This window comes from Cyanobium sp. Morenito 9A2, from assembly GCF_024345575.1.
Taxonomy (GTDB): domain Bacteria; phylum Cyanobacteriota; class Cyanobacteriia; order PCC-6307; family Cyanobiaceae; genus ATX-6F1.
The window spans coordinates 28,254-50,805 of the sequence record NZ_JAGQBJ010000017.1 but is presented as its reverse complement, the minus strand read 5'-3'; the positions used below and the strand labels follow the sequence as shown (position 1 = coordinate 50,805).

Below are 22,552 nucleotides of genomic sequence, written 5' to 3'. Positions count from 1 at the left end.
TTCGAAACCTTCTACACGAAGAACATTCTTCTGAACGAAGGTCTGCGTGCCTGGATGGCACCGGCTGACCAGCCTCACGAAAACTTCATCTTCCCCGAAGAGGTTCTGCCCCGTGGTAACGCTCTCTGAGCGTTGAACCCATCCATTCCGGCGCCCCGTATGGGGCGCTTTTTTAGTGTTTTTTGCTTCGCGGGGTTACTTCTCTGGTTGGTTGGTTGCCCCCGTCACCGAAGCGGCGTGAACCCTGGGGGCAGGGTCAGAAACTCCGCTGGGGAGTCGCGATGAGCTTGGAAAGTCCGATACCATCAGCGAGTTCCGTCAGCAGTGGCGTGGCTTCGGATTCAGGTTCGCAGCCGTAGGCGTCGCCGGCTGGCTTTAATCCCCCCAAGGAGGAGGTGCCCGTGAGCCACAGTTCCATGACCCAGGGTCTGCTGATCGCGGAGAACGCCGGCTGATTTCGGTGTCTGTTTCCTGATCAATCGGTTCCGCGCCAGAGCGGACCCGGCGAGAGCCCCCGATGGTCTGCTTCCCGCAGGCCATCGGGGGCATCGTTTAGGGGGGGCTTGCGCTCTCCAAGGCTGGACGATTGTCCACACACCGCAGAGTGGAGTGCATAAAACCCTTTGGGTTTTCCGTGCCCCGCTGACGATCAGGCAGGACAGGCCACGGTCACCAGCCCCAGAGTCAGGCCGTACCCAAGCACCTAGGGCCGGCTTGCCCCGAAGGCCACTGCCAGGTCGATCGCCCTGGGTTTGCAGCTGCCCAATCTGTACGTCATCACAACAGCACCCCTCCAGCCCTGTGGTGGCGTGGATCACGGCCGTCTGGTTGAGACTCGGACCTGCACCGATCGCGCCGAACAGCCCCTGGACCAGAGCCGCCTCGATCAGCCAGGTGAAGGCCAAAAGGCTCACGGCGATCAGAAAGGGACCAGCTGGCCTCAGTTGCCGCAGCCTGGTGATCCTATGGGGCGCCTCGATCAGGGGGCGAATCACGGCATTCCAGCGCTGCCTTGGGGCAGATGCTGCAGGGCGTCCTCCAAACGAATCAAGGTTTTGGGGTGCGTGAACGGCCCGGCTTCGGCCCCTACCCCCCATCAGCCCCACCTTCCCCGCTGCAAGAGACCCCCCAGCCCCCGCTGGACACCACCAGGGCGGTCGCCAGGTCGGTCAGGGTCTCACCATCGCCAGGGGGCACCGGATAGCCACGGCGTCGCTTCAACCAAAGCCCCCGCAGGACTACGCCCCCTTTGGGCCGGAGCCACAACCTGGGCGAGCCCCGAGGCGACGATCATGGCCCTGGGCCGGTTGGCCAGGGGGAGACCAGCCGGGCCAGGTCAATCCGCCAGCCGCCGCCACCATCAGCTCCGTTGGCCAAGGTCGCCGCTGAGAACCTGGAATCCAGAGGCGAGGTTCAGCCGCGGCCAGATCAGCGGCGCCAGCCGCCACTGGAGGGAATGAAGGGCAGCGGCTGGGCGGCATGGGGGCCCATGCGAGCAAGGATCAGGCCCTCGCTCAGGGAGGTGATGGGGGCACTGCCATAGGTGCTCACCTGGCGGCGGGCGGGAACTCCCATGGGCTTGGAGGTGTGTTGGGTGCCGCAGAGGCTGCCCTTGGGCCTCTGCGGCAACAGCCAGGAGACCACGCGGACGAAGCAGCCGTGGGCGGCAGCTCAGCACGATTGCGCCGTGGCCGTTCGCCAGGGCGGCGTCGAAGCGGGGCTGGTCTTCCGCGGGCATGGTCAGGCCCGCAGCGGCGATCACGGGCTCCTCCCCTGTGGCTTGATCGAACCCAAGCCAGCGGGCGATGGTCTTGCCCTTGCCGTTCTGGCGCCGGCCCTAGAGCCTGGGCGGCCCTCGATCCTCCGCGCCGGCGCTCGACCGCAGCGGCAATGTTGCCGGCGTCGTTGCGGGCCGGGTGCCCCCCAGCAGCCCGATCAGCGGCCCCCTGCGCAGGCCACCAAACGATGGATGTCCCCGGATTGGATCACCCTGGAGACAAGCTGCGCGGGAAGAGTGCCCTTGAAAAGAGGGTGCCCCAGGCCGCTCCAGGGGCTTGCCTAACGATCTCCTGGTTGCGATAGGCGCTGGGCACCCGCAGATGTCATCACTGCAGCAGGAGCCCTGACTGTGCAAAGGCGATGGCCGCTGCAGGAATGACCCGGTGGGCCCCTTCGGACTAGGGGGGCCGGGACTCGCCTGTGGCTGGGTCGTAGCAGAGCCAGCGTTGCCAGTTGTCGTCACCGAGCAGCTTCAGGCTGCAGAAGGAGCCCTTGCGGAGCAGGGTCTGCGCGGGGGGGTCGCCGGCTTGCCGGATCAGATTGAACGGACTGGGAATCCTGCCGCCCTGGTGGTCCGGCAGGCGCCTGACCTCGCGCTGGGCATACCAGCGCAGGCTGGGCCGCTCTGCCGCGTCACCATCCATGTACACCGGCGCACCGCCTCCCGCGGCCAGGGTCGCCGCCGGAAGCACCGACCAGCGCTCGTTCAGCTCCCAGTTCCACAGGGGACTGGTGCCCAGCAGCAGCAACGACAGCCACCAGCCGCCGATGAGCAGCAGTAGGCCCTTCCGTCGCGGTGATTCCGCCGGCTTGAGCAGCAGCCATCCGCCTCCGAGCAGCCCTGCCCCCGCCGGTAGCGGCAGCCAGCGGTAGGGGGCCAGGGCCGCCTGGTCCGGCAGATTGGCCACCGCCCCCGCGGCGAGCAGCACGCCTCCCAGCACCATCCAGAACCAAGGCAGACGCCGCAGCACCCCGCCTCGGCCCCCGGGGCGGAGAAGGTCGGCCAGGGGGGCAGCGCACAGCAGGGCGAAGGGGAGCCAGAGGGGGTGGCTGTACCAGGGCAACTGGGTGCGCAGGGGCAGGATCGAGGTCGCCATCACCGCTTGCAGCACCAGGCACCACCGCCCCCAGGGGCACTGCCGCTGTCGCCAGGCCATTCCCACGGCGATCGGCCAGAGCGGCAGCCAGGGCCAGCCCCCCTCGAGCACTTTCAGCAGCGGCACTCTCCAGCCCAGGGAACTGCCTTCGCCCGCCTCAAGCAGGACCCGGCCCACCCCGTCGCCTCCCCAGAGCCAGAGGGCACCCTGGCCACGCATCAGGCCGTGATAGGCATGCCAGGCCAGGCCGGGCAACAGGCCAACCACCAGCCCGGCCAGCAGCCAGCGCCACCGCTTGGGGCCGGGGGTGGGGTCGAACGCCAGGCCCAGGAAACCGGCCAGCAGCGCGGGCAACAGGATCGGCGCCTTCAGCAGCAACAGGGCGCTCCCACCCAGCCCAGCTACGGCACCATTCGCCCAGACCCGTTGCCCGCGGCGGCTGCGCAGCAGCGCCCACCAGAGCAGGGCCATGGCACTCAACTGGGCCCCATCCAGCATGGCCAACCGCCCCTGACGCATCACCGGCAGCAGGGTCAGGAGGATGGCAGCGGTGGCCAACGCTGCCGTTCGTTGGCCGGGTCGCAATTGCCATTGCACTAGGCCGCCCAGGGGAACCACCAGCGTGGACAGCAGTGCCGGCGCCAGGCGCACCACCCACTCGGGCGGGAGGGCCGAGACAGGGGCTCCGGAAAGGTGGCGCCAGCAGCTGATCACTGCGGCGATCAGCCAATGCAGCCCCGGGGGCTTGTTGAGATAGTCGTTCCCCCAGATGGTGGGCAGCAGCCCGTGGGGCAGCCCCCGATCGGCGATTTCCAGTGCCACCCGCGCCACGATCCCTTCGTCCCAATCGCGCAGCGGCAGGTTGTCCAGGCCCGCCAGGGACAGCACCAGCGCGGCTGCCCAGAGGAACAACAGCAGGCGCCTGGGGGGCGTTCCCGACTGGAGAATCAGGCTATGGATCATCAAACAGCGGCTCCGGTGTTCAGCGGCACAACGAAAGCGGAGCCGCTCGGGCACCCGGGCGGCTGGGCGCACACCCAGCGGCGGAGACGGTCTTTCTCGGGGCCATCGGGGAAGGGCCTGTAACTCTCGATCACCGCAAAGCTCCCCGCCACAGCATCGGCCCCCCTCCGTCGCCAGGCGGCAGCGTCCTGATGGCTGAGGGGCTCGGGTGTCACCAGCCAGCCCTTGCGGTTCGCCAGGTAGAGCACGGTGGGATCGGGGCCGCTCATCACCACCACGCGGGCCTGCCCAGGGGTGCTGGCCTGGATCTGGCGGGCCAGTTCCCAGGCGGCTGAGCCGGCGATCCGCTCCCGGCTCCAGTAATCGACCCCCAGAATGGTGAGGCTGACCAGCACCATCAAGGTCAGCAGAGCCCAGGCCCCCCGCCGCCAGCCGATCGACCCCGAGCGCAGCCGTACCCACCCCTGGCCCATCAGCGGACAGGCGAACAGCATCAGAGGCAACTGGTAGTACTCATGCACGGCGGTGGTTTCGGGGGCCAGGGCGCCGGCCACCACCACCGCCACCAGCCCCAGCGGCAGCACCCGCACCAGCGGGCGAACCTCGGCGGCTGAGCCGGCGCGGGGCGGCAGCAGGCCCAGGATCAGCAGGGGCACCCCCAGCACGGCCAGGTTGCGCACGGCAACCCGCAGGGCCAGCTCACCCCAGTAGCTGAACCCGAGCAGGTCGGACCAGGTGTAGCGGTTCGCCTGGCCGCCCCAGAAGCCGAAACTGAGACCGCTGCTCTCGCCCAGCTGGCGGGCATGCCAGTACCAAAGGGCTGTGACCGTAGCGGCGCCCAGGGGATAGAGCCAGGAGCTGGGGCGGCGAAGCACCGGGCCCCACCCCCCCTTCCCCCGCGCCCAGAGCCAGAGCAGGGGTGCCCCCAGCCAGAGGAAGGGGAGCACCTTCACCAGGCAGGCCCCGCTGAAGGCCAGCCACGACACCAGCAGAGCGGAGCGCCGCCCGCCTTCCAGCCAGACCAGAAAGCGTTCCAACGCCAGGGCTGCCAGCAGCATCAGCAGGGCCTCCGGTTGAACCGTGCGTCCGTAGAACACCGGAATGGGAAGCACGGCGTAGAACATCCCTCCCCACCAGCCGGCCCGCTCTCCCAGCAGGTGCCGACCGATCCGGATCAGCAGGACGACCGTGAGCACGCTGCAGAGCACCGAAAGCCCCCGAGCCAGCCACTCATGCACCCCGAACAGCCTGTAAAGCAGGGCCACTCCATAGGGGTAGAGGGGAAACTCGGCTTCCACCAGGCCGCTGCCGGCACCGCCCCAGTCGATCTGGGGTTGCCAGAACCGCATTCCTTGCTCGGCGAAATTGCGCGCCATGGCGGCCGTGTCCGCCTGGCGCCAGCTGTGGATGCCCAGGATCGGCGCCTGGATCTGGACCAGCCGCAGGGCCGCACCGATCAGCGGCGGGAGCCAGAGCGGCAGGGGATGGCCCTTGGAACGGCAGAGGCCCATGGATCGACAGGCTATCGGGGGTCCGCCTGTGGCTTGCTCAGTTGGCCCCGCACCGCCTCCACTGCCCCCGGCAGGGAAGCGCGCAGCGCGGGAATCCGGCTCAGGTTGCCACTGAGGCTGGCGGCCAGATCCGCCAGGCCCTGCAGCACAGGATTGTTCTGGCGATTGTTCGCTGCCTGGGCCACGGCGGCGGCCTGGGGGACGCGCCAATCGGCCAGCAGCACCACCGAGCGGTAGGCCGCTGGCCAGGGGTTGGCAGGTTCGAGTGTTTCCAGGCGACTGAACCACAGGGCTGCCAGCATCGGTCGGTTCTGAAGCACCCCGAGCAGGGCCAGGCTCCAGAGGGCATCGCGGTCGTCGGGGGCGGTGCGCAGCTTCTTGTCGGCCCAGCGGGCCACCCGGGTCTGATAGAGGAAATGGCCGTCGATTTGGTGCTCGGGCCCGATGGCGGCGAACACGGCCGCCAGCCCCTTGGGCCCCTGCTCCATCCCCCGGGCCAAGGCAATGAAGCGCCGGTCAAAGCGCGTCGGTTCTGGCGCGGCGGCCCGCCGGTGCCAGAGCTCGATGGAGCGTCCCTCGTTCCAGAGCCAGCTGCTCAGGCGTTCGAACCGGCCGTCGCTGCGCACCAAGCGGCTCAGCTGGCGGGACACCTCCCGGTGGGTGCCCTGGTCCCCGGTGGCCAGCACCAACCATTCCGCCTCGCGCAGCACCAGGGGATGTTCCTGCTCCCGTTTACCGATCTCACGCCCCACGATCTCGCCACCGCCGCTTCGGCCGAACACAGTGACGTTGCTCTGATTGAAGTCGCCGGTGGTCGGAATCACGATCACCGTGGTGGGGGCGGTGCCCACCCGCTGGCGCAGCTCACGGATCAGTTCCGCCATCGGGAAGGGTGGGTTGCGCTCCAGCGCCTCGGTTCGCTCCACGGCGCTGGCGATGGCGCTCCCGATCAATCCAAGGCCGAGCAGGGCCAGGGCGGCCTTGCGCCCCCAGCGGGCCCGGAACCAGAGGAGCAGGATCCACCAGCCCCGGGTCACCAGCAAGACCAGCAGGGGCAGCACCGGCGCGATGTAGCGAGGGTCCTTGTTGGGGCTCAAGGTGGTGAACAGCCAGCCGCTGATGGCGCAGCCGATCAACCAGCCCCAGCCCCAACCTGGGCTGGTTTCCGCGGCGTTCGGCTGCAGGCGTTTCCTCCAGGCTCTGGCCGCTGCCGCCAGCCCTCCAGCCAGTGCGGGCAAGCTGTTGACAAGCCCCAGTTGCTCGGGCCAGAGCTTGGGGTACCAGAGCAGGCTGACCAGACTGAGCGCCGGCGGGTCACCCTCCTGGGCGGCAGACTCCAGCACGGCCCTGTTGGTGCCACCGATCGTGGTGATCCAGTTGTGCTGCAGCCAGGGAAGAATCAGGGCGAACACCAGGCCCAGGGCGGCCAGAACCTGCAGTCGCCGCTGGGGCCGTCGCAGGCCCACGGCTGCGGCCCAAAGTGCGGGGAGCAGCACCACCAGCAGAGCGCTCTGCTTCACCAGCACCGCGGCCGCAAGCGCCAGGGCGGCCGCGCCTGCCTGACCCCAGCGCCCGCCTCGCGGATCAGGTGCCGCCCAGCGCCCCAGCAGCCAGAGCGCCAGCACGCTGGTGGCCGCCAGGGGCAAATCGAGCGTGAAATCAACCCGCAGGGCCACCAGGGCCGGGGTGGTGCTGGTGAGTGCCGCGGCCAGCAGGCCGAAGCCTGGTGAAACGAGCTGACGGCCCCAGCAGGCCACCACCACCAGCAACAACCCTTGCCAGATGGCCAGGGCGGCACTGGCTTGATCGGGGCTGTCGCCTGCGATGGCCAGCACCGTGCCGTTCACGAGGCTGGCGAGGGGGGGAATCTTCGGGGACAGGTCCAGAAGGGCCTGCCAACCCTCCCAGGCGCCGCCGGCCAACAGCCCCAGGGCGCGGCCATGGTCCACGGCGCTGTTCAGATAATCGGCCTGGTCCCAGGAGGGCAGCCGTTGATCCAGCTGCAGCCACTGCCTGTCGGCCAGGGTGGTCGCCAGCCAGAGCAGGGCCAGGGTCAGCCACCACAGAAGCGTGCGGGGGGAGCGGATCGTCAGGGCCCTGGCGCAATCAGGCGCTCAGTCTGAACCGGCGGCCCTTGGTGCAAGGACGTTGGGCTTTCTGGCACATGGACCGTTGAGAACCTGGGGCAGGAGGGGGATTATCTGGTTGGCGCATTGCGCCTCTCGTGTGTGAGGACCCCATGAAACTTTTCCAGCAACTCCTGCTGGCTCCTGCAGCCCTGGGCCTTCTGGCCCCGATGGCTGCTTCGGCCGCAGACCTCAACCTTGACGCCGTCAACAAGTACGCCGGCGCCGAGGAGCAGGTCACCAGCATCACCCAATTCTCCGACGTTCAGCCCACCGCTTGGGCCTACCAGGCGCTTTCGAACCTGATTGAGCGCTACGGCTGCGTCGCTGGCTACCCCAACGGCACCTTCAAGGGCGGTCAAGCCCTGACCCGCTGGGAAGCCGCTGCCCTCCTCAACGCTTGTCTCGATCGGATCACCGAAGTGACCGACGAGCTCAAGAAGCTCATGAAGGAGTTCGAGAAGGAACTCGCCATCCTGCGCGGCCGCGTTGATGGCCTTGAGGCCAAGGTCGGCGAATTGGAAGCCAATCAGTTCTCCACCACCACCAAGCTGCGTGGAGTGGCCACCTTCACCATCGGTGCCAACTCCTTCACCGGTTCCGCCCTGGCCACCCCGGCTGAATCTGTCCTCCTCGGAGGCAAGGTTGCCCCCACCCAGAACTTCGCCACTGCGGCCAACACCCAGCAGGGTGGCACGGCTTTCAACTACAACCTCGACCTGTACCTCGACACCAGCTTCACCGGCAAGGACCTCCTCCGCACCCGCCTGCGGTCGGGTAACTACGGCGCCAGCCCCTGGGGTGCCGCCAATGGCAACAACCTGGTCGGCCTGAACGCTTTCGAGGTTTCCTTCGAGGGTCCTCCTGGTGCGGACACCGTGATGGTGAACCGCCTCTTCTACCAATTCCCCATCGGCAGCAACTTCACCGCCACCGTTGGTGCGAAGGTCCGTCAGGACGACATGTTGGCTCTGTGGCCCAGCGCCTACCCCGCTGACACCGTTCTCGACATCTTTACCTACGGTGGCGCTCCCGGTACCTACAGCCTGAACCTCGGTTCCGGTGGTGGTATCTGGTGGAAGTCGGGTGGCTTCTCCATCAGCGCCAACTACGTCTCCGCCAACGGCAACAACGGCAATCCCAACGTCGGTGGCATCGGCACCGACGGTGCCGCCCAGACCGGCACCGCCCAGATCGCCTACACCGGCACCAACTGGGGCCTGGCTGCGGCCTACACCTACACCACTCCTCAAGGTGGACTGGCGGGCCTCTACGGCGGCAACGCAACACCCTTGGCCAACCTGGGTTTCGCCCTGTCTAACAACGTGAGTTCCGTTGGCATCAGTGGCTACTGGACGCCCACCAACTCCGGTTGGATCCCTTCTGTTAGCGCTGGTTGGGGCATCAACTCTTACTCCGCCGACTTTGCTTCAGCAGGTAACCCCGCCAACGGTGGTCTTGCTGATGTCATTGACGGAGCTCAGAGCCAGTCCTGGTACGTCGGTCTCCAGTGGGCCGATGTGTTCATCAAGGGCAACTCCGCCGGCATGGCCGTGGGCCAAGCCACCTTCATCACCAAATCAGGCAATGACAACGCTCTGACTGCCAACGACGGCAACTACGCCTGGGAGTGGTGGTACAAGTTCCAGGTCACCGACAACATCAGTGTCACACCTGCGATCTTCTATCTCAGTGCTCCTCTGGGTCAGCTCCAGAAGGGCAACGGAGATTCCTTCGAGAACTTCGGCGGCCTCGTCAAGACCACCTTCAAGTTCTGATCGTTTGATCTGTCTGGTTTCGGCGAAGTTCCTCACACTTCCTTCGCCGAAACTTTCCTCCACTTCACTCCTCAACTGTTTCCTCAATCAACCCGGTTGGCCTTTAGCCAGTCGGGTTTTTTATTGCCTGTTGCGCAAGGCTGGGTGAACAAAGTTCTTGAGGCCAGTTGATACCCAAGGCGTGTAGTCAGCGCTACATGGGTGCGTATCTCTCATCAAGCACTGGATTTGTGGCCTTTGCTAATCTGCGCCGGCACCCCATGGTGCTTCCTCTTTTTGGTGTGAGGACCAATGAAACTTTTCAGCAGGTTTGTGCTTGCCCCTGCCCTTTTGGGCATGGCAACGCCGATGGCGGCTTCGGCCGCAGAGCTCAATCTCACTGATGTCAACCGGTATTCGCCGCCCGTCTCCACTAAGGAGCAGGTCACCAGCATCACGCAGTTTTCCGATGTTCAGCCCACCTCCTGGGCCTATCAGGCCCTCTCGAACCTGGTGGAGCGCTACGGCTGCGTCGCTGGCTACCCCAACGGCACCTTCAAGGGAAACCAGCCTCTGACCCGTTGGGAGGCGGCCGCCCTGCTCAACGCCTGCCTCGATCGGATCACCGAAGTGACCGATGAGCTGCAACGGCTCCTGAAGGAGTACCAGAAGGAGTTGGCCATCCTTCGTGGCCGTGTCGATGGTCTTGAGGCCAAGGTTGGTGAACTCGAAGCTACCCAGTTCTCCACCACCACCAAGCTGCAGGGTGAGGCGACCTTCGTTCTCGGTGGTGTGGATGCCACCGGCGACAAGGCCGTCCGGGGATCCGTTTTCCCCAACAACCCCGAGTTGAACAATCGCAGTGCGGCGAGCAAGTACAAGGCCCTCTATGGAGCCACCACGTTCAGCTACGACCTGCGGTTGAACTTCCTGACCAGCTTCTCGGGTAAGGATCTGCTTTACACCCGTCTGCGCTCGGGCAATTTCAACAATGCCTTCAATGGCAATGGCCTCAATCTCACGGCACTTGACAAGGCCAGCAACGGCGTCAACAACAACAGTGACGCAATCGGAGTTGATCGTCTCTACTACAGCTTCCCATGGGGCAAGGATTTCACGTTCGTCCTGGGCGCCAGGGCCCGGAACACCGAGCACCTGGGGGTGACACCCTCGCTCTACGGGAGTGGCAAGGGTGAACGGATCCTTGATCTGTTTGCATTGAATGGTGCGCCGGGAACTTACAACAAAGCCACCGGTTCCATGGGGGCGGTGATCTGGAAGCAGAACGTCAAGAAAGGGCAGGGCCGATTCAGCGCTTCGGCAAGCTATGTGGCCCCCCAGGGCAATGTTGGAACACCCAATGATGGGGTGAGTGATTTCACCTGCTCCACGGGTGAGGGTGGCATCGGCACGGATTGCTCCCGTTCCAGCTTCCTGACCCAGCTCGCCTACACCGCCCCCCAATGGAGCGTTTCGGCGGCCTACCGCTATGGCCAGGCAGCCTCAAACTTCCGCAGGGGCACGAATTTCGTGGCCTCCAACAGCTGGTTCCTTGCCAACGGCGAATCCAACAGTGTGGCTTTGAACGCCTACTGGCAGCCCAAGAAGAGTGGCTGGTTCCCATCCATCAGCCTGGGTTGGGGGTACAACTCCCTTTCCGGCAACTCAATCCGTTCCACCGGGTTTGAGTTCGTTAACCCGTACGTCACTGAATCCCAGAGCTGGTTCGCCGGTCTTCAGTGGACGGATGTGTTCGCCAAGGGTAATTCTGCGGGCATGGCTGTTGGTCAGCCCACCTTCGCGACCGCCCTCACACGCGGGAGCAGCGGTGTCGGGAACACCACACCGGCTGACGGCAACTATGCCTGGGAATGGTGGTACAAGTTCCAGGTCACCGATAACATCTCGGTCACCCCTGCCATCTTCTATCTGAGCCGTCCCCTTGGACAGCTCACCGGAAATGGCAACTCCTTCAGCACCCTCGGCTACCTCGTTCAGACCACCTTCAAGTTCTGATCAGAAGGGTCCCTCACACCCTCCTTTACGTGCTCCTCACCCACGGCCCCCCTGCTCCAGGGGGGCTTTTTCATGGCACGGCACCGATGGTGCCAACCCGCAGGCCCGGTTAGGGAAGATGGAGACGAGTCAATCGATCGGAACCGTTGTCGGCCGCTTCCAACCCCGATCCGTACCGGGTGCTCGGTGTCAGCCGCCAGGCGAGCCCTGCGGAGATCAAGGCCGCCTATCGAAGCCTTGTGAAACGCCACCACCCCGATGCCGGAGGCGAAAGCGAGGCGATCGTGGCGATCAACGCCGCCTGGGCGGTGCTGGGGGATCGGGCTCGTCGCCAGCGCCATGGCCAGATCCCAGAGCCCGCCGGGGGGCAGCCCCCGCCCGCTACGGATGGCCGTGGTGGCCCGGGGGCGCGATCAGGCCCCCGTCGGGCATCAGGGGCCCAGAAGGATGGAGAGTTGCTGCGGTGGCTTCAGCAGGTCTATGGACCGATCGATCGGTTGCTGGGACAGGTGATCAATCCCTTCCCCGCAGAATTGCGAGCGCTCTCGGCCGATCCCTACGACGATGCCCTGATGGAGGCGTTCTGCGCGTTCCTTGAGCAGGGGAAGGTGCGGCTTGAAAAGGTGGAGAGCCTCTTCCAATCGATGGCCTGCCCGGCTGCGGCGAAGGGCTTTGGATTGAGTCTGTACCACTGCCTGAGCCAGGTGCAGGACGCCCTCGCCGAGCTTGAGCGCTACACCATGGGTTACGTGGACAGTTATCTGCACGACGGGCGCGAGATGCTGCGGGAAGCCAAACGGCGCCGGACCCTCCTTCACCAGGAGCGCCGGCGGTTGGAGCTCTAGAAGGCTTCCAGTTGGTCGAGCCGAAGCCAGAGGTCGGGCACCGGACGGTTCCAGCGCAGCTGGGCATGGTCACCCTTGAGGACCAGCACCTCGCCGGGACCTTCGAACAGGTAGCTCGGTGGCGCCGGATCACTGGCGGCGGCCTCGAGGCTGCCGGCGTAGGCCTGGCGGCTCACTTTGACCAGCGATCCCTTTTTGATCGGTGCGGCTGCTTGGACGGGAGCCGCCGCCGCGCTGGGAGTTTCGGCCATGGCGACCTGGGGGGATCCGGGATGCGTCAGATTACTGGCTCTGGCGATCAAGCAGCCGCTCCAGCACCTCCTGCGGTTTGGGATCCTGGCATGCACCAGACGTCGGCGAGCCCGTTCGGCCTGCCAGGCTCCGCCAGGCCATGGCCATAGCTGGAACGGCGAGGCCAGGGCAGCGGATGGCCCCCCCTTGCTGAAGTGGTCCTCGAGGGTCAGGGGCCTGAGCCGCTGATCGTTATGACCTGCTGACAGCACCGGTGTTTGCAGCCTCTCGGCGCTCGCCACCGGGTGGTGAACCAGGCCGCTGCGGTCCGTGGGGCCAAGCTCATCAGGTACCCCGCTCAGCATCCGCCAGGGCACAGAACCCGGCATCGTCAAAGGCGGAGAGCTCAGCGGCCTGACCAAGTCCCGCCGTGAGGCTGTCTCTGGCCCGCTGGCAGGCCAGCGTCATCCGCTCCGGCAGGGGATCGATCGCCACCACCGTGGCCTCGCTCCCACCAGGCCGTTGCTCTGTTCGGCCTGGTGGCGGCCCTGATCAGCGGCCGCTCCCCCGCTGGCAGCGCCAGCCAAGGGACCGGCCGCTGGCCCCGGGTGTGGGGAACGTCGCCCATCCGCCCATGGGTTCAGCCGCATCGGTGCTGTCGGCCTCGAACGACACGGGCGACTGGGATGGCGCTGAGGCGGGTGAGGGCCGGGCCAGCGGTGCCGGTGCACAGGAATGCAACGGGCATCGGTTGCGCCCCATACCCCTGGTCACCAGCCATTCGACCCGGTCACCCTGCTGAAGTTCAGAACCAGCCTCAGCTCCAGGTCAAAGCCTTTGGGCATGACCGACGCCAAGGGGGTGGAGTTTCCCTTTGGTCCGCCGATCCTCGACGTGCTCATCAGGGGCCGCCTCGACACCCGACGCACCGGCGCCCTCCGCCAGTGGAGGCCAAGGGCGCGAGGGGTTCTTCCATGGGAACGGACACCCGTGAGCCCAGGGCCAGGTGTTCGGCGATTCTGGCGAAGATGCCCCCCATCCAATCCCTCCCAGGGCTCAAGGTCGCGATGGTGGCTCTCCATGAGCGCCGGCGCCCCTTCCCCCGCCGACACGGCTCTGCATTCGGTGGGGCTGTCGAGCAGGGCCAGCCAAGCGGTCGACCTGGCCCCGGCCAAGATCCACTCCACCATCAACCGGGTTCGGTGGGGCCTGGGTGATCGGGGATCCGTTCCATGCCTCGATCGTGGCCCAGTCGGATGTGCCTGGGCTGGCCACCAGCAGCTTCTTCGCCAAGGCGATCCCGGAGGTGATCACCGCGCTGGGCTAGGGGTCCTAGGTGGTTTCCCGTTGGGCCAACCGCAAGGCCAACAAGGTGGTGGGCTTTGACTCCCGGCTGACCCAGGTGGATCCGGCCATCCTTGCCGTGGTGATCAAGCGTCGCGAGTGCTCCTCCCTGCCTGTCACTCCCTAGGGGGTGGCCGAGCAGACGGAGCTGGTGGAGGCCTACTCGTCGTCGACCTTGATCCCCAAGCCGATCTCGGCGATCGATGGGGTGGATCAGTGCCTCCTGACGGGGCGCGTCCGCCGATCAGTCGTAGAAGCTGGGTCGGGGGCGGCCTTTCAGGGCGTAGGCCCCGATGGCCTGGAGTTTGGCCTCGGTGGGATCGTGCAGGTTCAGCACGCGCAGGTTCCGCGAGGAGCGGTTGCGTGCCTCGGCGGCTCCCGTGGCTCGGGCAACCACCCAATCGAACAGTCCCTGGGTGATGGGCAGTCCGGCCTCTGGGCTGGCCACCTTGGCGCAGCCGAAGTGAATGGCCGAGTCCCCCCTTTCATTGGCGCTGAGGTCGGGGCCCTTGCCCCAGCTGCTCTGCATGGGCTCCAGGGCAATGTCGTTCAGGGTTTGGCCCCCTTGCAGATCCAGCCAGAGGTGGGTGAAGCGGTCGTTCGTGATCGTCCTGCGCCAATCTTCTGCTGGTCTGGCCCCCGGTGCACCCGCTTGCTGCCGTTCCAGGACGCGGCAGCGGGCCTCATTGAGCGCCCCTTACGCGAGCACGAGGTGAAGGGTGGCCAGGTTGAGTTGGGCCAGCTCAGGTGCGGATCGTGCTGAAGGGCGATCCCCCCAGCCGTGCGGGGTCCAGCGCCCGGGGTCCAGCACCTCATCGGTCTCCTCTGCCCCATCGTCGAGGTGAATCGTGTCGTTGCTGGTCTGGCGCGGGCCGATCGCATCCCAGTCGTCGATCACCCTCAGCCCGCTGCGCTGGGCGCTCGGAAGCAGGATCACCCGATGGTCATCCGGGCCAAGATCGGGTGTGAGGCGCACAAGATCGGCGTCGACACTGCCGGAGCAGAAGCCCTTGATGCCGTTCAGGCGGTAGCCGTTGCCGTTGGGGATGAGTCGCGTGCGGCGATCGAGGGTGTTGAGGCCGTTGCACCAACACTGGTTGTGCGCGAGGGCCTGGCCCAGGAAGCGTTTCTGTTGCTCCTCGGTGCCCAACACCAGCGGCAGGGTGAGGCCCAGGTAGTGGTGCGAAAGCAGGTGGGCGAAGGAGCTCTGCCCCCCCGGGCGATGGGTCGGATCAGGGAGGACAGCTCGGTCCACTTCCAGCCTGCTCCGCCCAGGGCAGCAGGAATCGAGAGCCCCAGCCCGCCCGCGTCGCGGATCGCCCGGCGAGCGGCCCAGGGGGTGCCCCCTCGGCGGTCGGCCTCAGGGCTCCGGCCTTCGGTCGGCGCAGAAGGCCTCCAAGCCGGAGGTGTAGCCGTTCATCGGGGTTGTGCTCATCGGGGCTGGGGTCAACGGGGTTGTTTCGCCACGTGCTGGGCGGCGATGTGAACGGTTTCGAGCTGGTGCCGGCGCAATTCCAGCAAGCGCTGGCGATCCCGTTGCCGCTGGATCGGCAGGCCGATGCTCAGATCAAAGGCCCCATGCATGGCCGGGTCCCGGCGGCAACACAAGGATGGGTTCGGCCACCAGGTTCGTCCCATCCCCATCGGTGCTCACGAGCAACAGAGAAACCTCGGTCCATGACCGATCTGACAGAGGTGGTGGTGCAGGACCTTCCGCTCGATCGCAGCCCCAGCGCTGCAGGGCCCATCCAGGAGGTGGCACTCCGGCGCCGGGGCCAATGCCGGGTCGAGCCCCCAGCGGGAAGCTGAGCCGTTCGGTGAAGGCGGCCCATGCCGAGGCGGCCACCCAGGTGTCGGCGCAGGAGCGGCCCGCGGGCAGGAGCAAGCCAGGGGAACTGACGCCTTCGGCGGCCCGGGCGCTCTGTTGGATGGCAGGCAGGGTGATCTGACGGCCAGCGGAAGCCATGGCCCGAAGGGGAACCTCGCCGAGAAGCGCCACGAACCAGAACAGTTGCACCGGAAGGCTGCTCGGCCCCAGGCTCGTGGGGGAGGCGGGTGTGCGGGTCGGTCCCGCCATGACCTGACCGGAGCTGGATGGCTGCCGGGGATCGGCAACGGCAGCGGGCAGGCATGACGCGCCAAAACACACGTCCACCATCGGGCTTGGGGTCTTGGACCGTCTCGGGCCGCGCCGCCTTCGTTGAGATTCGGCGCCCTGTCAGGGCAGGGGCGCTGATCCGATCGCGCCAGCACGTCTATAAGAGGCCAACAGCGGCACCTTGGCCTTGTCCCACAATCTGGCTCTGTTCCTTCTGCTGTTCGGCGGCCTGCTGCTGATGGCAGTGCTGCTCGATCAGATGGCGGCCAGGATCAAGGTGCCCGGCATTCTGCTGGTGCTGGTGTTGGGTCTTCTGATCGATAACAACCTCAGTGCCCTGCCTGGGGATGCTCCGCCCCTGCTCAGCCTGGCCAAGGCCGAGCAGCTCTCCCAGGTTGCCCTGGTCTTGGTGCTGTTCTTCGGGGGGCTCACCACCAACTGGGGGGAGATGCGGGCGGTGATCCGTCCCGCCGTGCGGCTGGCCACCCTTGGGTCGTTGCTGAGCGCGGCGGCTGTGACGGTTTATGTGCTCGCCCTCCAGAGCCTGCCCTTTTCCGCCGTCCCCGTGAGCCTGGCGGTGGCGCTGTTCATTGGGGCGATGCTCTGCAGCACCGACGCCTCCGCCACCTTGGGGTTGCTGCGACCCCTGGCGGGGCGGCTGCCCCAACGCTTGCTCGATCTGCTGGAGTGCGAGTCGGCCCTCAACGACCCGATGGCGGTGGTGCTGGCCGGGCTGGCCCTGGCCCTGGCGACGGGGCAGGGGGGCGAAGGCTCTGAGGTAGTGGTGGAGGTGGTGCGTCAGTTCCTGCTGGGGGTGTTTCTGGGCTTCATCGGCGGCAAGGCGGCGACCCTTCTGCTCAGCAGCCAGCGCAGCCAGGCCTATGGCCGCCTTGGGGCGATCGTCAGCTTGGCGCTGCTGATGGTGGTGGTGGGGGGCTCCAACCTGGTGGGGGCCAGCGGCCTGCTGGCGGCCTACCTGATGGGGCTCGTGCTCGGCAACGACCCCCAGGTGGACCGGCCCCTGCTGGAGGAATCCCATGCGGGTTTCGCCAAGTTGGCCGAATTGGTGTTGTTCCTCTGCCTTGGGCTGGTGGTGGACCCCAACGATGTGGTCTCCAGGATGGCCTGGGCTGTGCTCCTGCTCGTGGGGCTGCTGGTCTCCCGCTGGCTGGTGGTGGAGGTGCTGCTGCTGCGCTCGGGCTTGCCGCGGGCCGAGCGCTGGTTCACCATCCTGGCGGGCCTCCGGGGAGCTGTGCCGGTGGCCATTGCCATTCAGGCAGCGGCCAGCCCGGTGGGCTGGGGAGCAGCGATGCCACCGCTGGCCCTGGCGGTGGTGCTGCTGGGGCTGATCGCCCAGGGCCTTTCCCTGGTGCCCGTGGCCCGCTGGCTGGGCCTGGTCCGCGCCGCACCCGCCACCCCATAGCCTTGGCCCGTTCCTCGCTCTGATTCGTGTGCGCCTGCTGCTCCTCGGCTGCACAGGTTTCGTCGGCCGCGAACTGGTGCCCCATCTGCTGGGGCGGGGTCACCAGATCACTCTGGTGAGCCGCCATCCCGCGGCCCTCCCCGCTCTGGATTCCCCGGCCTTGGAGCGGCTGGTGCTCGACCCCAGCCAGGGGATCAGCTGGCAGGACCCAGCGTTGACTGCGGCCCTGAGCTCGGCCGATGGGGTGGTGAACCTGGCGGGGGAACCGATTGCCGAACGCCGTTGGAGCCCCGCCCAGCGGCAGCTCCTCCTGGACAGTCGGGTGCGCACCACTGAACTGTTGGTGGAGGCCATCAAGGTGGCTGGGGCGACGCCGGCGGTGCTTGTGAATGGTTCGGCCGTGGGTTACTACGGCACCGATGGCAGCCGGCGCTTCGTGGAGGGCAGTGCGGCGGGCCGCGACGTGCTGGGGAGGCTTTGCGTGGCCTGGGAGGCTGCGGCCGATCGGGCGCTCTCGGCGGGGGTGGGCCGGCTGGTGAAACTGCGCATCGGCATCGTGGTCGGACCCGATGGCGGCGCCCTGGGCAAGATGCTGCCGGTGTTCCGCGCTGGCTTCGGGGGGCCCATCGGCTCCGGCCGCCAGTGGATGAGCTGGATCCAGCGCACCGACCTCTGCCGGCTGGTGGCCACCGCCCTCGAAGATTCCGGCTACACCGGGGTCTACAACGCCGTGGCCCCTCAGCCGGTGTCCATGGCCGCGTTTGCCTCCAGCCTGGGCAAGGTGCTCGGCCGGCCCAGCCTGTTGCCGGTGCCCGGCCCCCTGCTGCAGTTGCTGCTCGGGGAGGGGGCCCAGGTGGTGCTGGAGGGCCAGCAGGTGCTTCCTGAGCGCTTGATGCGCCAGAGCTTTGCATTCAGCTACCCGGAGGTCAGCGCTGCGCTCGCCGCTGCCACCAGCCCAGGACGCCGCTGACCAGGGCCGCGGCCATCAGCAGGCCGATGGCGGGTGTGAAGAGGGGTGTCCAGAGCCGCTGAAACAGGGCCAGGGGCGCCCCGAGCTGGCGCGCGTCCAGCACCACCGCCAGGGCGAACCACAGGGCCCCACCGATCACCAGGAACACATCGGCCACCAGGAAGGTGTCGAGGGCATTTTTGAGGCGGGCCTCCAGGCCTGGTGCGGTGGCAATCGACGGCTCTGGGGAGGGGGAAGGGTCAGCCATGGGGGGGCAGGGCCTGGGCGGGGAGCCCCAGCAGGGCCGAGATCTGATCGGCCATTCTCGCCGCTCCACCGCCGGATCCGATCCGCACCTGGCCGTTCCGCCCGCAGCGTTCGGCCAGATCCGGCTCCGCCAGCAGCCGGGGGATCAGCTGGGCGCTGGCTCGAAGGTTGGTTTGGGACCCCGGGGCGCCTTCAGCGCAGAACAGGGAGGGTCCCAGCAGGCGCCGCTGGGCCTCGGCGAAGCCCGGGGTGAACTGGGGCCCGAAACCCGGCAGTTGCAGGACCGGTTTGCCCAGCCCCACGGCTTGCTCAGCTGCCGTGCCCGTCATCGAGAGCAGCAGATCGCTCTGCTGCACGATCGCCGCGAACTGCCCCCAGCGCAGCTGCAGGTGCAGGGGCCCGCGCCGCAGCCGCTGCCCCTGGAGCTCCCAGCCCAAGGGCTCGGCCAACGCCTGGATCCGCTCAAGGGAGAGTTCGCCCACCAGGGCTGCCTCCAGGGCCAGGGTTTCGCTGTGCTGAAGGGGCGCAGGCAGGCGATCGAGCACCTGCAGCATGAGCGCCAGATTGCGTTCGGCTTCCGGTAATCGGCTTCCAGGCAGGAGCCCGAGGCGCTGGGCCGTGCGGGGCGCGCCGGGTCTCTCCAATGGCCTGCTGGGCTCCAGAACACGATCGAGGAAGGGGTTGCCCAGGAAGGACACCGGCCGCCCGAGCTGCTGGCTGAGATCGTCTGCTGTGAGGGCATCGCGGCTGAAGACGCGCCGGAAGCGGCGGCTGGCGAGGCAGGGACCGCACGGCCAGGGCAGCCGCAGACGACCCTCGTAGTGGCTGGAGTAGGCCACCAGATAGGTGACCACCGGCCGCCCCATCAGCCAGCCCGCCAGCACCGGAATCACATCCCCCACCACCACCACCAGGTCGTAGCGGCCAGCGACCCGTGCCAGCAGCGCCAGACGCCGCAGGAGGTAGAGCAGTTGACCCTGCACGATCTCCGTGAGCCGGCCCAGGTGGCTGGTGTAGCCCAGCCCGCCGGTGCTGTACTCCCGGGTGCGGCCCAGCACCGGCAGGCCCGCCTGCTTGTAGGCCTGGCCATGGCCCACCAGGGGGAGGGCCGCCAGCTCGAAGCCCCTGGCGGTTAACTCCTGCCCGATCAGAGCGCCGCTCAGGTCCTCCCCGTGCCCGTTGCTGAGCAGCAGGATCCGGCTCAAGCGTCCAGCCAGGCCTTGAGCTTTTCCAGGGCCTTCCAACCGGGCTTGCGGTTCAGCCCATCGGCGATCGAGTCGTGCAGTTCACCGGCCAGTTCCGGGGCCATCGCCATCACGCGCCGCACCAGGTCCACGTGCTCCCGCACACCCTTGGCATTGGTCTCCAGCAGGGCAAGGGTGAGATTGATGCGCGACTGGGGGTCCTGGGGGTTCAGCTTCACCGCCGTGCGGGCCGAGCGCAGGGCCTCCTCGGGCTGGTCTTCGAGCAGCTGCAGCCAGGCCAGGCAGGTCCAGCCGGCGGAGTGGCGCGGGGCCTGGAGGGTGATGGCACGGAATTCCTCGAGTACCTCGGAGGCTGGAGCCCCCCGCTGGTAGCGACCGATGGCGTCCTCGAAGAGGCTGTCGTGGCTGGCCGTCATGGTCGCGGAGGGACGCTCGGGGGGAGTCCCCAGATTCCCATGGGGCCCATCAGGCGGTCGGGCCGGGCGGGCACACCGGCCTCAAACGGCGAAGGAACTGCCGCATCCACATGTCTGGCTGGCGTTGGGGTTGCTGAAGTTGAAGCCGCCCCCGATCAGCGCTGAGCTGAAATCCAGCTGCATCCCGTAGATGTACAACAGGCTCTTGGGATCGCTCACCACCTTGAACGGGCGGGCGCCCTCGGGCTCGTAGATGTAGACGGCGTCATCGGCGGCGATGGCACTGGCGTCGATGAAGTCCATCGTGTAGCTCATGCCGCTGCAGCCACCGGAGCGCACCCCCACCCGCAGCGCCTTGTCCTCACCTTGCTGTTGGCAAAGGCCCGCCAGCTGGCGCATGGCGGGTTCAGTGACGAGGATGCCCTTGCCGTCGGCGGCGGTGTGGGTGCGTGGGCTGGTTTCGACGGTCATCGGGGTCAGGGGTGAGGGGGCTGGGCGGGACGTTGGAGCCACTCTATGGAGGCCGGCTCCATAGAGTCGTTCCAGCCATGGAAGAACGGGTGCGGGTCGCGATCGTGGGTGCAGGGTTGGCGGGGCTGGCCGCGGCGGTCGACCTGGTGGGGGCCGGCCACCAGGTCGACCTCTACGAAGCCCGGCCGTTCGTGGGCGGCAAGGTGGGCAGCTGGGTGGATCCCGATGGCAACCACATCGAGATGGGGTTGCACGTCTTTTTCTTCAATTACGCCAATCTGTTCGCGCTGATGCGCCAGGTGGGGGCGTTCGAGAACCTGCTGCCCAAGGACCACACCCACCTGTTCGTGAACCGTGGCGGCGACCTGCGCGAGCTCGATTTCCGCTTCCCGGTGGGGGCCCCCTTCAACGGTCTCAAGGCCTTCTTCACCACCCCCCAGCTCGACTGGATCGACAAGCTGCGCAACGCCCTCGCCCTGGGCACCAGCCCGATCGTGCGCGGCCTGGTGGACTACGACGGCGCCATGGCGGTGATCCGCGATCTGGATCGGGTCAGTTTCGAGCAGTGGTTCCTGGGCCACGGCGGAAGTCGGCGCAGCATCGAGCGGATGTGGAACCCCATTGCCTATGCCCTGGGCTTCATCGACTGCGCGGCGATCTCCGCCCGCTGCATGCTCACTATCTTCCTGATGTTTGCTGTGCGCACCGAGGCCTCCAAGCTCAACCTGCTCAAGGGCTCACCCCACCGCTGGCTCACGGGTCCGATCGTCGACTACATCGAGGCTCGCGGCGCCCGGATTCACCTGCGCCACCGCGTCACCGACGTGCCGTTCGAGGAGGTGCCGGAGGTCGGCGGAGCCGAACCCGGCACCCGCGTCACCGCGCTTGTGCTGGGCAGCCCCGATGGGGAGCGGCGGATCGAAGCCGACGTTTACCTGGCCGCCTGCGACGTGCCTGGCATCCAGCGGTTGCTGCCCGCCGCTTGGCGCCGTTTCCCCCAGTTCGCGGCCATCGACCAGTTGGAGGCGGTGCCGGTGGCCACGGTGCAGTTGCGCTACGACGGCTGGGTGACGGAGCTGGGGGATTCGGCTGCTGCCGGGGCGCGCCGCCAGGATCTGGCCCGTCCTGCCGGTCTGAACAACCTGCTCTACACCGCAGACGCCGATTTCAGCTGCTTTGCTGATCTGGCCCTGGCCAGCCCCGCCGACTACCGCAAGGAGGGATTGGGCTCGCTGCTGCAGTGCGTGCTCACCCCCGGTGATCCCTGGATTCCCAAAAAGACCGAGGAGATCGTCGCCCACACCGATGGCCAGGTGCGCGCCCTGTTTCCCTCTGCCCAGGGCCTGAGCCTGGTCTGGAGCAACGTGGTCAAGCTGGCCCAGTCGCTGTACCGGGAGGGCCCGGGCATGGAGCCGTTCCGGCCGCAGCAGGCCACGCCGGTGGCCAATTTCTTTCTGGCCGGCAGCTACACCCGCCAGGACTACATCGACTCGATGGAAGGCGCCACAATGAGTGGGAAGCTGGCGGCCGCTGCCATCCTGAATGCACCTGTTGCCCTGGCGACCAACGCCGCCGTGGCTTGATCCTTATGGGCCGATGGTTGGAGCACAGTGTGACCACGGAGATCGGGGCTCCCGTGGAGCGGGTCTGGGAGGTCTGGAGCGATCTGGAGGCCATGCCGCGCTGGATGCGCTGGATCGAATCGGTCAAGACCCTTGATGACCCGGATCTCACCGATTGGACCCTCGCCGCCCAGGGCTTTCGCTTCCACTGGAAAGCGCGCATCACCCAGCGGGTGACGGCTCAGCAACTGCACTGGGAGTCGGTGGGGGGCTTGCCCACCAAAGGGGCCGTGCGCTTCTATCCACAGGGTGATGGATGTACAGCGGTGAAACTTACGGTCAGCTACGAATTGCCTGGCGTGGTCGCACCGCTCATGGAACCCACCATCCTTGGTGGCATCGTCACCAGGGAGCTCCAGGCCAATCTGGATCGTTTTCGTGACCTGGTGCAGAGCGATTATGGCCAAGTCTGAGCACAATTCCTTCGCGGTG

At 67.0% G+C, this 22,552-nt stretch carries 22 protein-coding genes and 2 pseudogenes; 9 read left to right on the top strand and 15 right to left on the bottom strand.

The genetic code is table 11. From position 1 onward, the window contains the following. Positions 1 to 129: pseudogene (locus KBY88_RS15105) on the top strand (photosystem II D2 protein (photosystem q(a) protein)); the annotation flags it as partial. Between the two features lie 1,299 nt (positions 130 to 1,428). Here the strand turns inward: KBY88_RS15105 and KBY88_RS15100 are convergent. The 4 genes from KBY88_RS15100 to KBY88_RS15085 all read right to left on the bottom strand — a co-directional run bounded on the left by KBY88_RS15100 (position 1,429) and on the right by KBY88_RS15085 (position 7,299). Beyond that, positions 1,429 to 1,644 carry a hypothetical protein gene (locus KBY88_RS15100; RefSeq protein WP_254940768.1) on the bottom strand — a complete coding sequence of 72 codons (216 nt, stop codon included), beginning with the start codon at positions 1,642 to 1,644 and terminating at the stop codon, positions 1,429 to 1,431. A 533-nt stretch (positions 1,645 to 2,177) separates the two neighbouring features. After that, positions 2,178 to 3,839 carry an ArnT family glycosyltransferase gene (locus KBY88_RS15095; RefSeq protein ID WP_254940767.1) on the bottom strand — a complete coding sequence of 554 codons (1,662 nt, stop codon included), beginning with the start codon at positions 3,837 to 3,839 and terminating at the stop codon, positions 2,178 to 2,180. After that, on the bottom strand, positions 3,839 to 5,350 hold the full coding sequence (locus KBY88_RS15090) for an ArnT family glycosyltransferase (protein ID WP_254940766.1): 1,512 nt from the start codon (positions 5,348 to 5,350) through the stop codon (positions 3,839 to 3,841). The genes KBY88_RS15095 and KBY88_RS15090 overlap by 1 nt, the downstream gene beginning before the upstream one ends. Positions 5,351 to 5,361: 11 nt before the next feature. Next, positions 5,362 to 7,299, bottom strand: a complete 1,938-nt coding sequence (locus KBY88_RS15085; protein ID WP_396103296.1) for an ArnT family glycosyltransferase — start codon at positions 7,297 to 7,299, stop codon at positions 5,362 to 5,364. 290 nt (positions 7,300 to 7,589) lie between these two features. Between KBY88_RS15085 and KBY88_RS15080 the strand changes: the two genes are divergently transcribed. From KBY88_RS15080 to KBY88_RS15070, 3 genes are all read left to right on the top strand, one after another. Next, on the top strand, positions 7,590 to 9,254 hold the full coding sequence (locus tag KBY88_RS15080) for an iron uptake porin (protein ID WP_254940765.1): 1,665 nt from the start codon (positions 7,590 to 7,592) through the stop codon (positions 9,252 to 9,254). A 291-nt stretch (positions 9,255 to 9,545) separates the two neighbouring features. Next, complete coding sequence (locus KBY88_RS15075) at positions 9,546 to 11,249, top strand: iron uptake porin (protein WP_254940764.1); 1,704 nt, start codon at positions 9,546 to 9,548, stop codon at positions 11,247 to 11,249. 146 nt (positions 11,250 to 11,395) lie between these two features. Next, positions 11,396 to 12,094, top strand: coding sequence for a J domain-containing protein (locus KBY88_RS15070; RefSeq protein ID WP_254940763.1), 699 nt, complete (start codon positions 11,396 to 11,398; stop codon positions 12,092 to 12,094). On the opposite strand, the gene ndhO is transcribed toward KBY88_RS15070, so the two are convergent. Together ndhO and KBY88_RS15060 are read right to left on the bottom strand one after the other, a co-directional pair. After that, complete coding sequence (ndhO, locus tag KBY88_RS15065; RefSeq protein WP_254940762.1) at positions 12,091 to 12,345, bottom strand: NAD(P)H-quinone oxidoreductase subunit O; 255 nt, start codon at positions 12,343 to 12,345, stop codon at positions 12,091 to 12,093. The genes KBY88_RS15070 and ndhO overlap by 4 nt on opposite strands. A 325-nt stretch (positions 12,346 to 12,670) precedes the next feature. Next, entirely contained in the window at positions 12,671 to 12,820 is a 150-nt protein-coding gene (locus KBY88_RS15060) for a hypothetical protein (RefSeq protein WP_254940761.1), read from the bottom strand. Between the two features lie 841 nt (positions 12,821 to 13,661). Here KBY88_RS15060 and KBY88_RS15055 point away from each other — a divergent pair. Further along, complete coding sequence (locus tag KBY88_RS15055; protein ID WP_254940760.1) at positions 13,662 to 13,796, top strand: hypothetical protein; 135 nt, start codon at positions 13,662 to 13,664, stop codon at positions 13,794 to 13,796. Between the two features lie 117 nt (positions 13,797 to 13,913). Here KBY88_RS15055 and KBY88_RS15050 read toward each other — a convergent pair whose 3' ends face one another. The 5 genes and pseudogenes from KBY88_RS15050 to KBY88_RS15035 form a co-directional block, all read right to left on the bottom strand. Next, the gene (locus KBY88_RS15050; protein WP_254940759.1) at positions 13,914 to 14,198 is read right to left on the bottom strand and encodes an acyl-CoA dehydrogenase family protein; all 285 of its coding nucleotides are present in this window, start codon (positions 14,196 to 14,198) and stop codon (positions 13,914 to 13,916) included. A 168-nt stretch (positions 14,199 to 14,366) separates the two neighbouring features. Further along, positions 14,367 to 14,924 carry an acyl-CoA dehydrogenase family protein gene (locus KBY88_RS15045; protein WP_254940758.1) on the bottom strand — a complete coding sequence of 186 codons (558 nt, stop codon included), beginning with the start codon at positions 14,922 to 14,924 and terminating at the stop codon, positions 14,367 to 14,369. Positions 14,925 to 14,932: 8 nt separating this feature from the next. Beyond that, positions 14,933 to 14,986, bottom strand: a pseudogene (locus KBY88_RS16335) (hypothetical protein); the annotation flags it as partial. 129 nt (positions 14,987 to 15,115) lie between these two features. Beyond that, positions 15,116 to 15,253: a hypothetical protein gene (locus KBY88_RS15040; RefSeq protein WP_254940757.1), complete on the bottom strand. Its 138-nt coding sequence runs from the start codon at positions 15,251 to 15,253 to the stop codon at positions 15,116 to 15,118. Next, a complete protein-coding gene (locus KBY88_RS15035) occupies positions 15,237 to 15,746 on the bottom strand; it encodes a hypothetical protein (protein ID WP_254940756.1) in 510 nt (169 codons plus the stop codon). The genes KBY88_RS15040 and KBY88_RS15035 overlap by 17 nt, the downstream gene beginning before the upstream one ends. Before the next feature lie 202 nt (positions 15,747 to 15,948). Between KBY88_RS15035 and KBY88_RS15030 the strand changes: the two genes are divergently transcribed. Both KBY88_RS15030 and KBY88_RS15025 read left to right on the top strand, forming a co-directional pair. Continuing rightward, positions 15,949 to 17,190 carry a cation:proton antiporter domain-containing protein gene (locus KBY88_RS15030; protein WP_315858146.1) on the top strand — a complete coding sequence of 414 codons (1,242 nt, stop codon included), beginning with the start codon at positions 15,949 to 15,951 and terminating at the stop codon, positions 17,188 to 17,190. 28 nt (positions 17,191 to 17,218) lie between these two features. After that, a complete protein-coding gene (locus KBY88_RS15025; RefSeq protein WP_254940755.1) occupies positions 17,219 to 18,160 on the top strand; it encodes a TIGR01777 family oxidoreductase in 942 nt (313 codons plus the stop codon). Here KBY88_RS15025 and KBY88_RS15020 read toward each other — a convergent pair. The 4 genes from KBY88_RS15020 to KBY88_RS15005 form a co-directional block, all read right to left on the bottom strand. Continuing rightward, the gene (locus tag KBY88_RS15020; protein WP_254940754.1) at positions 18,117 to 18,407 is read right to left on the bottom strand and encodes a DUF8620 family protein; all 291 of its coding nucleotides are present in this window, start codon (positions 18,405 to 18,407) and stop codon (positions 18,117 to 18,119) included. The genes KBY88_RS15025 and KBY88_RS15020 overlap by 44 nt on opposite strands. After that, positions 18,400 to 19,611 (bottom strand): lipid-A-disaccharide synthase-related protein, encoded by a 1,212-nt coding sequence (locus tag KBY88_RS15015; protein WP_254940753.1) that lies wholly within the window; start codon positions 19,609 to 19,611, stop codon positions 18,400 to 18,402. The genes KBY88_RS15020 and KBY88_RS15015 overlap by 8 nt, the downstream gene beginning before the upstream one ends. Further along, a complete protein-coding gene (locus KBY88_RS15010; RefSeq protein ID WP_254940752.1) occupies positions 19,608 to 20,027 on the bottom strand; it encodes a hypothetical protein in 420 nt (139 codons plus the stop codon). Before KBY88_RS15010 ends, KBY88_RS15015 begins: the two co-directional genes overlap by 4 nt. 81 nt (positions 20,028 to 20,108) lie before the next feature. Then, a complete protein-coding gene (locus KBY88_RS15005; protein WP_254940751.1) occupies positions 20,109 to 20,498 on the bottom strand; it encodes an iron-sulfur cluster assembly accessory protein in 390 nt (129 codons plus the stop codon). An 89-nt stretch (positions 20,499 to 20,587) separates the two neighbouring features. On the opposite strand from KBY88_RS15005, the gene zds reads away from it, so the two are divergent. Both zds and KBY88_RS14995 read left to right on the top strand, forming a co-directional pair. Next, positions 20,588 to 22,081 carry a 9,9'-di-cis-zeta-carotene desaturase gene (gene zds, locus KBY88_RS15000; RefSeq protein WP_254940750.1) on the top strand — a complete coding sequence of 498 codons (1,494 nt, stop codon included), beginning with the start codon at positions 20,588 to 20,590 and terminating at the stop codon, positions 22,079 to 22,081. A 5-nt stretch (positions 22,082 to 22,086) separates the two neighbouring features. After that, positions 22,087 to 22,533: an SRPBCC family protein gene (locus KBY88_RS14995; RefSeq protein ID WP_254940749.1), complete on the top strand. Its 447-nt coding sequence runs from the start codon at positions 22,087 to 22,089 to the stop codon at positions 22,531 to 22,533. Positions 22,534 to 22,552 lie beyond the last annotated feature (19 nt).

Coding starts and splice junctions, on each gene's coding strand:
- KBY88_RS15090 (WP_254940766.1), bottom strand. CDS start 5,350: ATGGGCCTCTGCCGTTCCAAGGGCCATCCCCTGCCGCTCTGGCTCCCG.
- KBY88_RS15010 (WP_254940752.1), bottom strand. CDS start 20,027: ATGACGGCCAGCCACGACAGCCTCTTCGAGGACGCCATCGGTCGCTAC.
- ndhO (WP_254940762.1), bottom strand. CDS start 12,345: ATGGCCGAAACTCCCAGCGCGGCGGCGGCTCCCGTCCAAGCAGCCGCA.
- KBY88_RS14995 (WP_254940749.1), top strand. CDS start 22,087: ATGGGCCGATGGTTGGAGCACAGTGTGACCACGGAGATCGGGGCTCCC.
- KBY88_RS15095 (WP_254940767.1), bottom strand. CDS start 3,839: ATGATCCATAGCCTGATTCTCCAGTCGGGAACGCCCCCCAGGCGCCTG.
- KBY88_RS15035 (WP_254940756.1), bottom strand. CDS start 15,746: ATGGCGGGACCGACCCGCACACCCGCCTCCCCCACGAGCCTGGGGCCG.
- KBY88_RS15020 (WP_254940754.1), bottom strand. CDS start 18,407: ATGGCTGACCCTTCCCCCTCCCCAGAGCCGTCGATTGCCACCGCACCA.
- KBY88_RS15075 (WP_254940764.1), top strand. CDS start 9,546: ATGAAACTTTTCAGCAGGTTTGTGCTTGCCCCTGCCCTTTTGGGCATG.
- KBY88_RS15005 (WP_254940751.1), bottom strand. CDS start 20,498: ATGACCGTCGAAACCAGCCCACGCACCCACACCGCCGCCGACGGCAAG.
- KBY88_RS15050 (WP_254940759.1), bottom strand. CDS start 14,198: ATGCAGAGCAGCTGGGGCAAGGGCCCCGACCTCAGCGCCAATGAAAGG.
- KBY88_RS15040 (WP_254940757.1), bottom strand. CDS start 15,253: ATGCATGGGGCCTTTGATCTGAGCATCGGCCTGCCGATCCAGCGGCAA.
- KBY88_RS15080 (WP_254940765.1), top strand. CDS start 7,590: ATGAAACTTTTCCAGCAACTCCTGCTGGCTCCTGCAGCCCTGGGCCTT.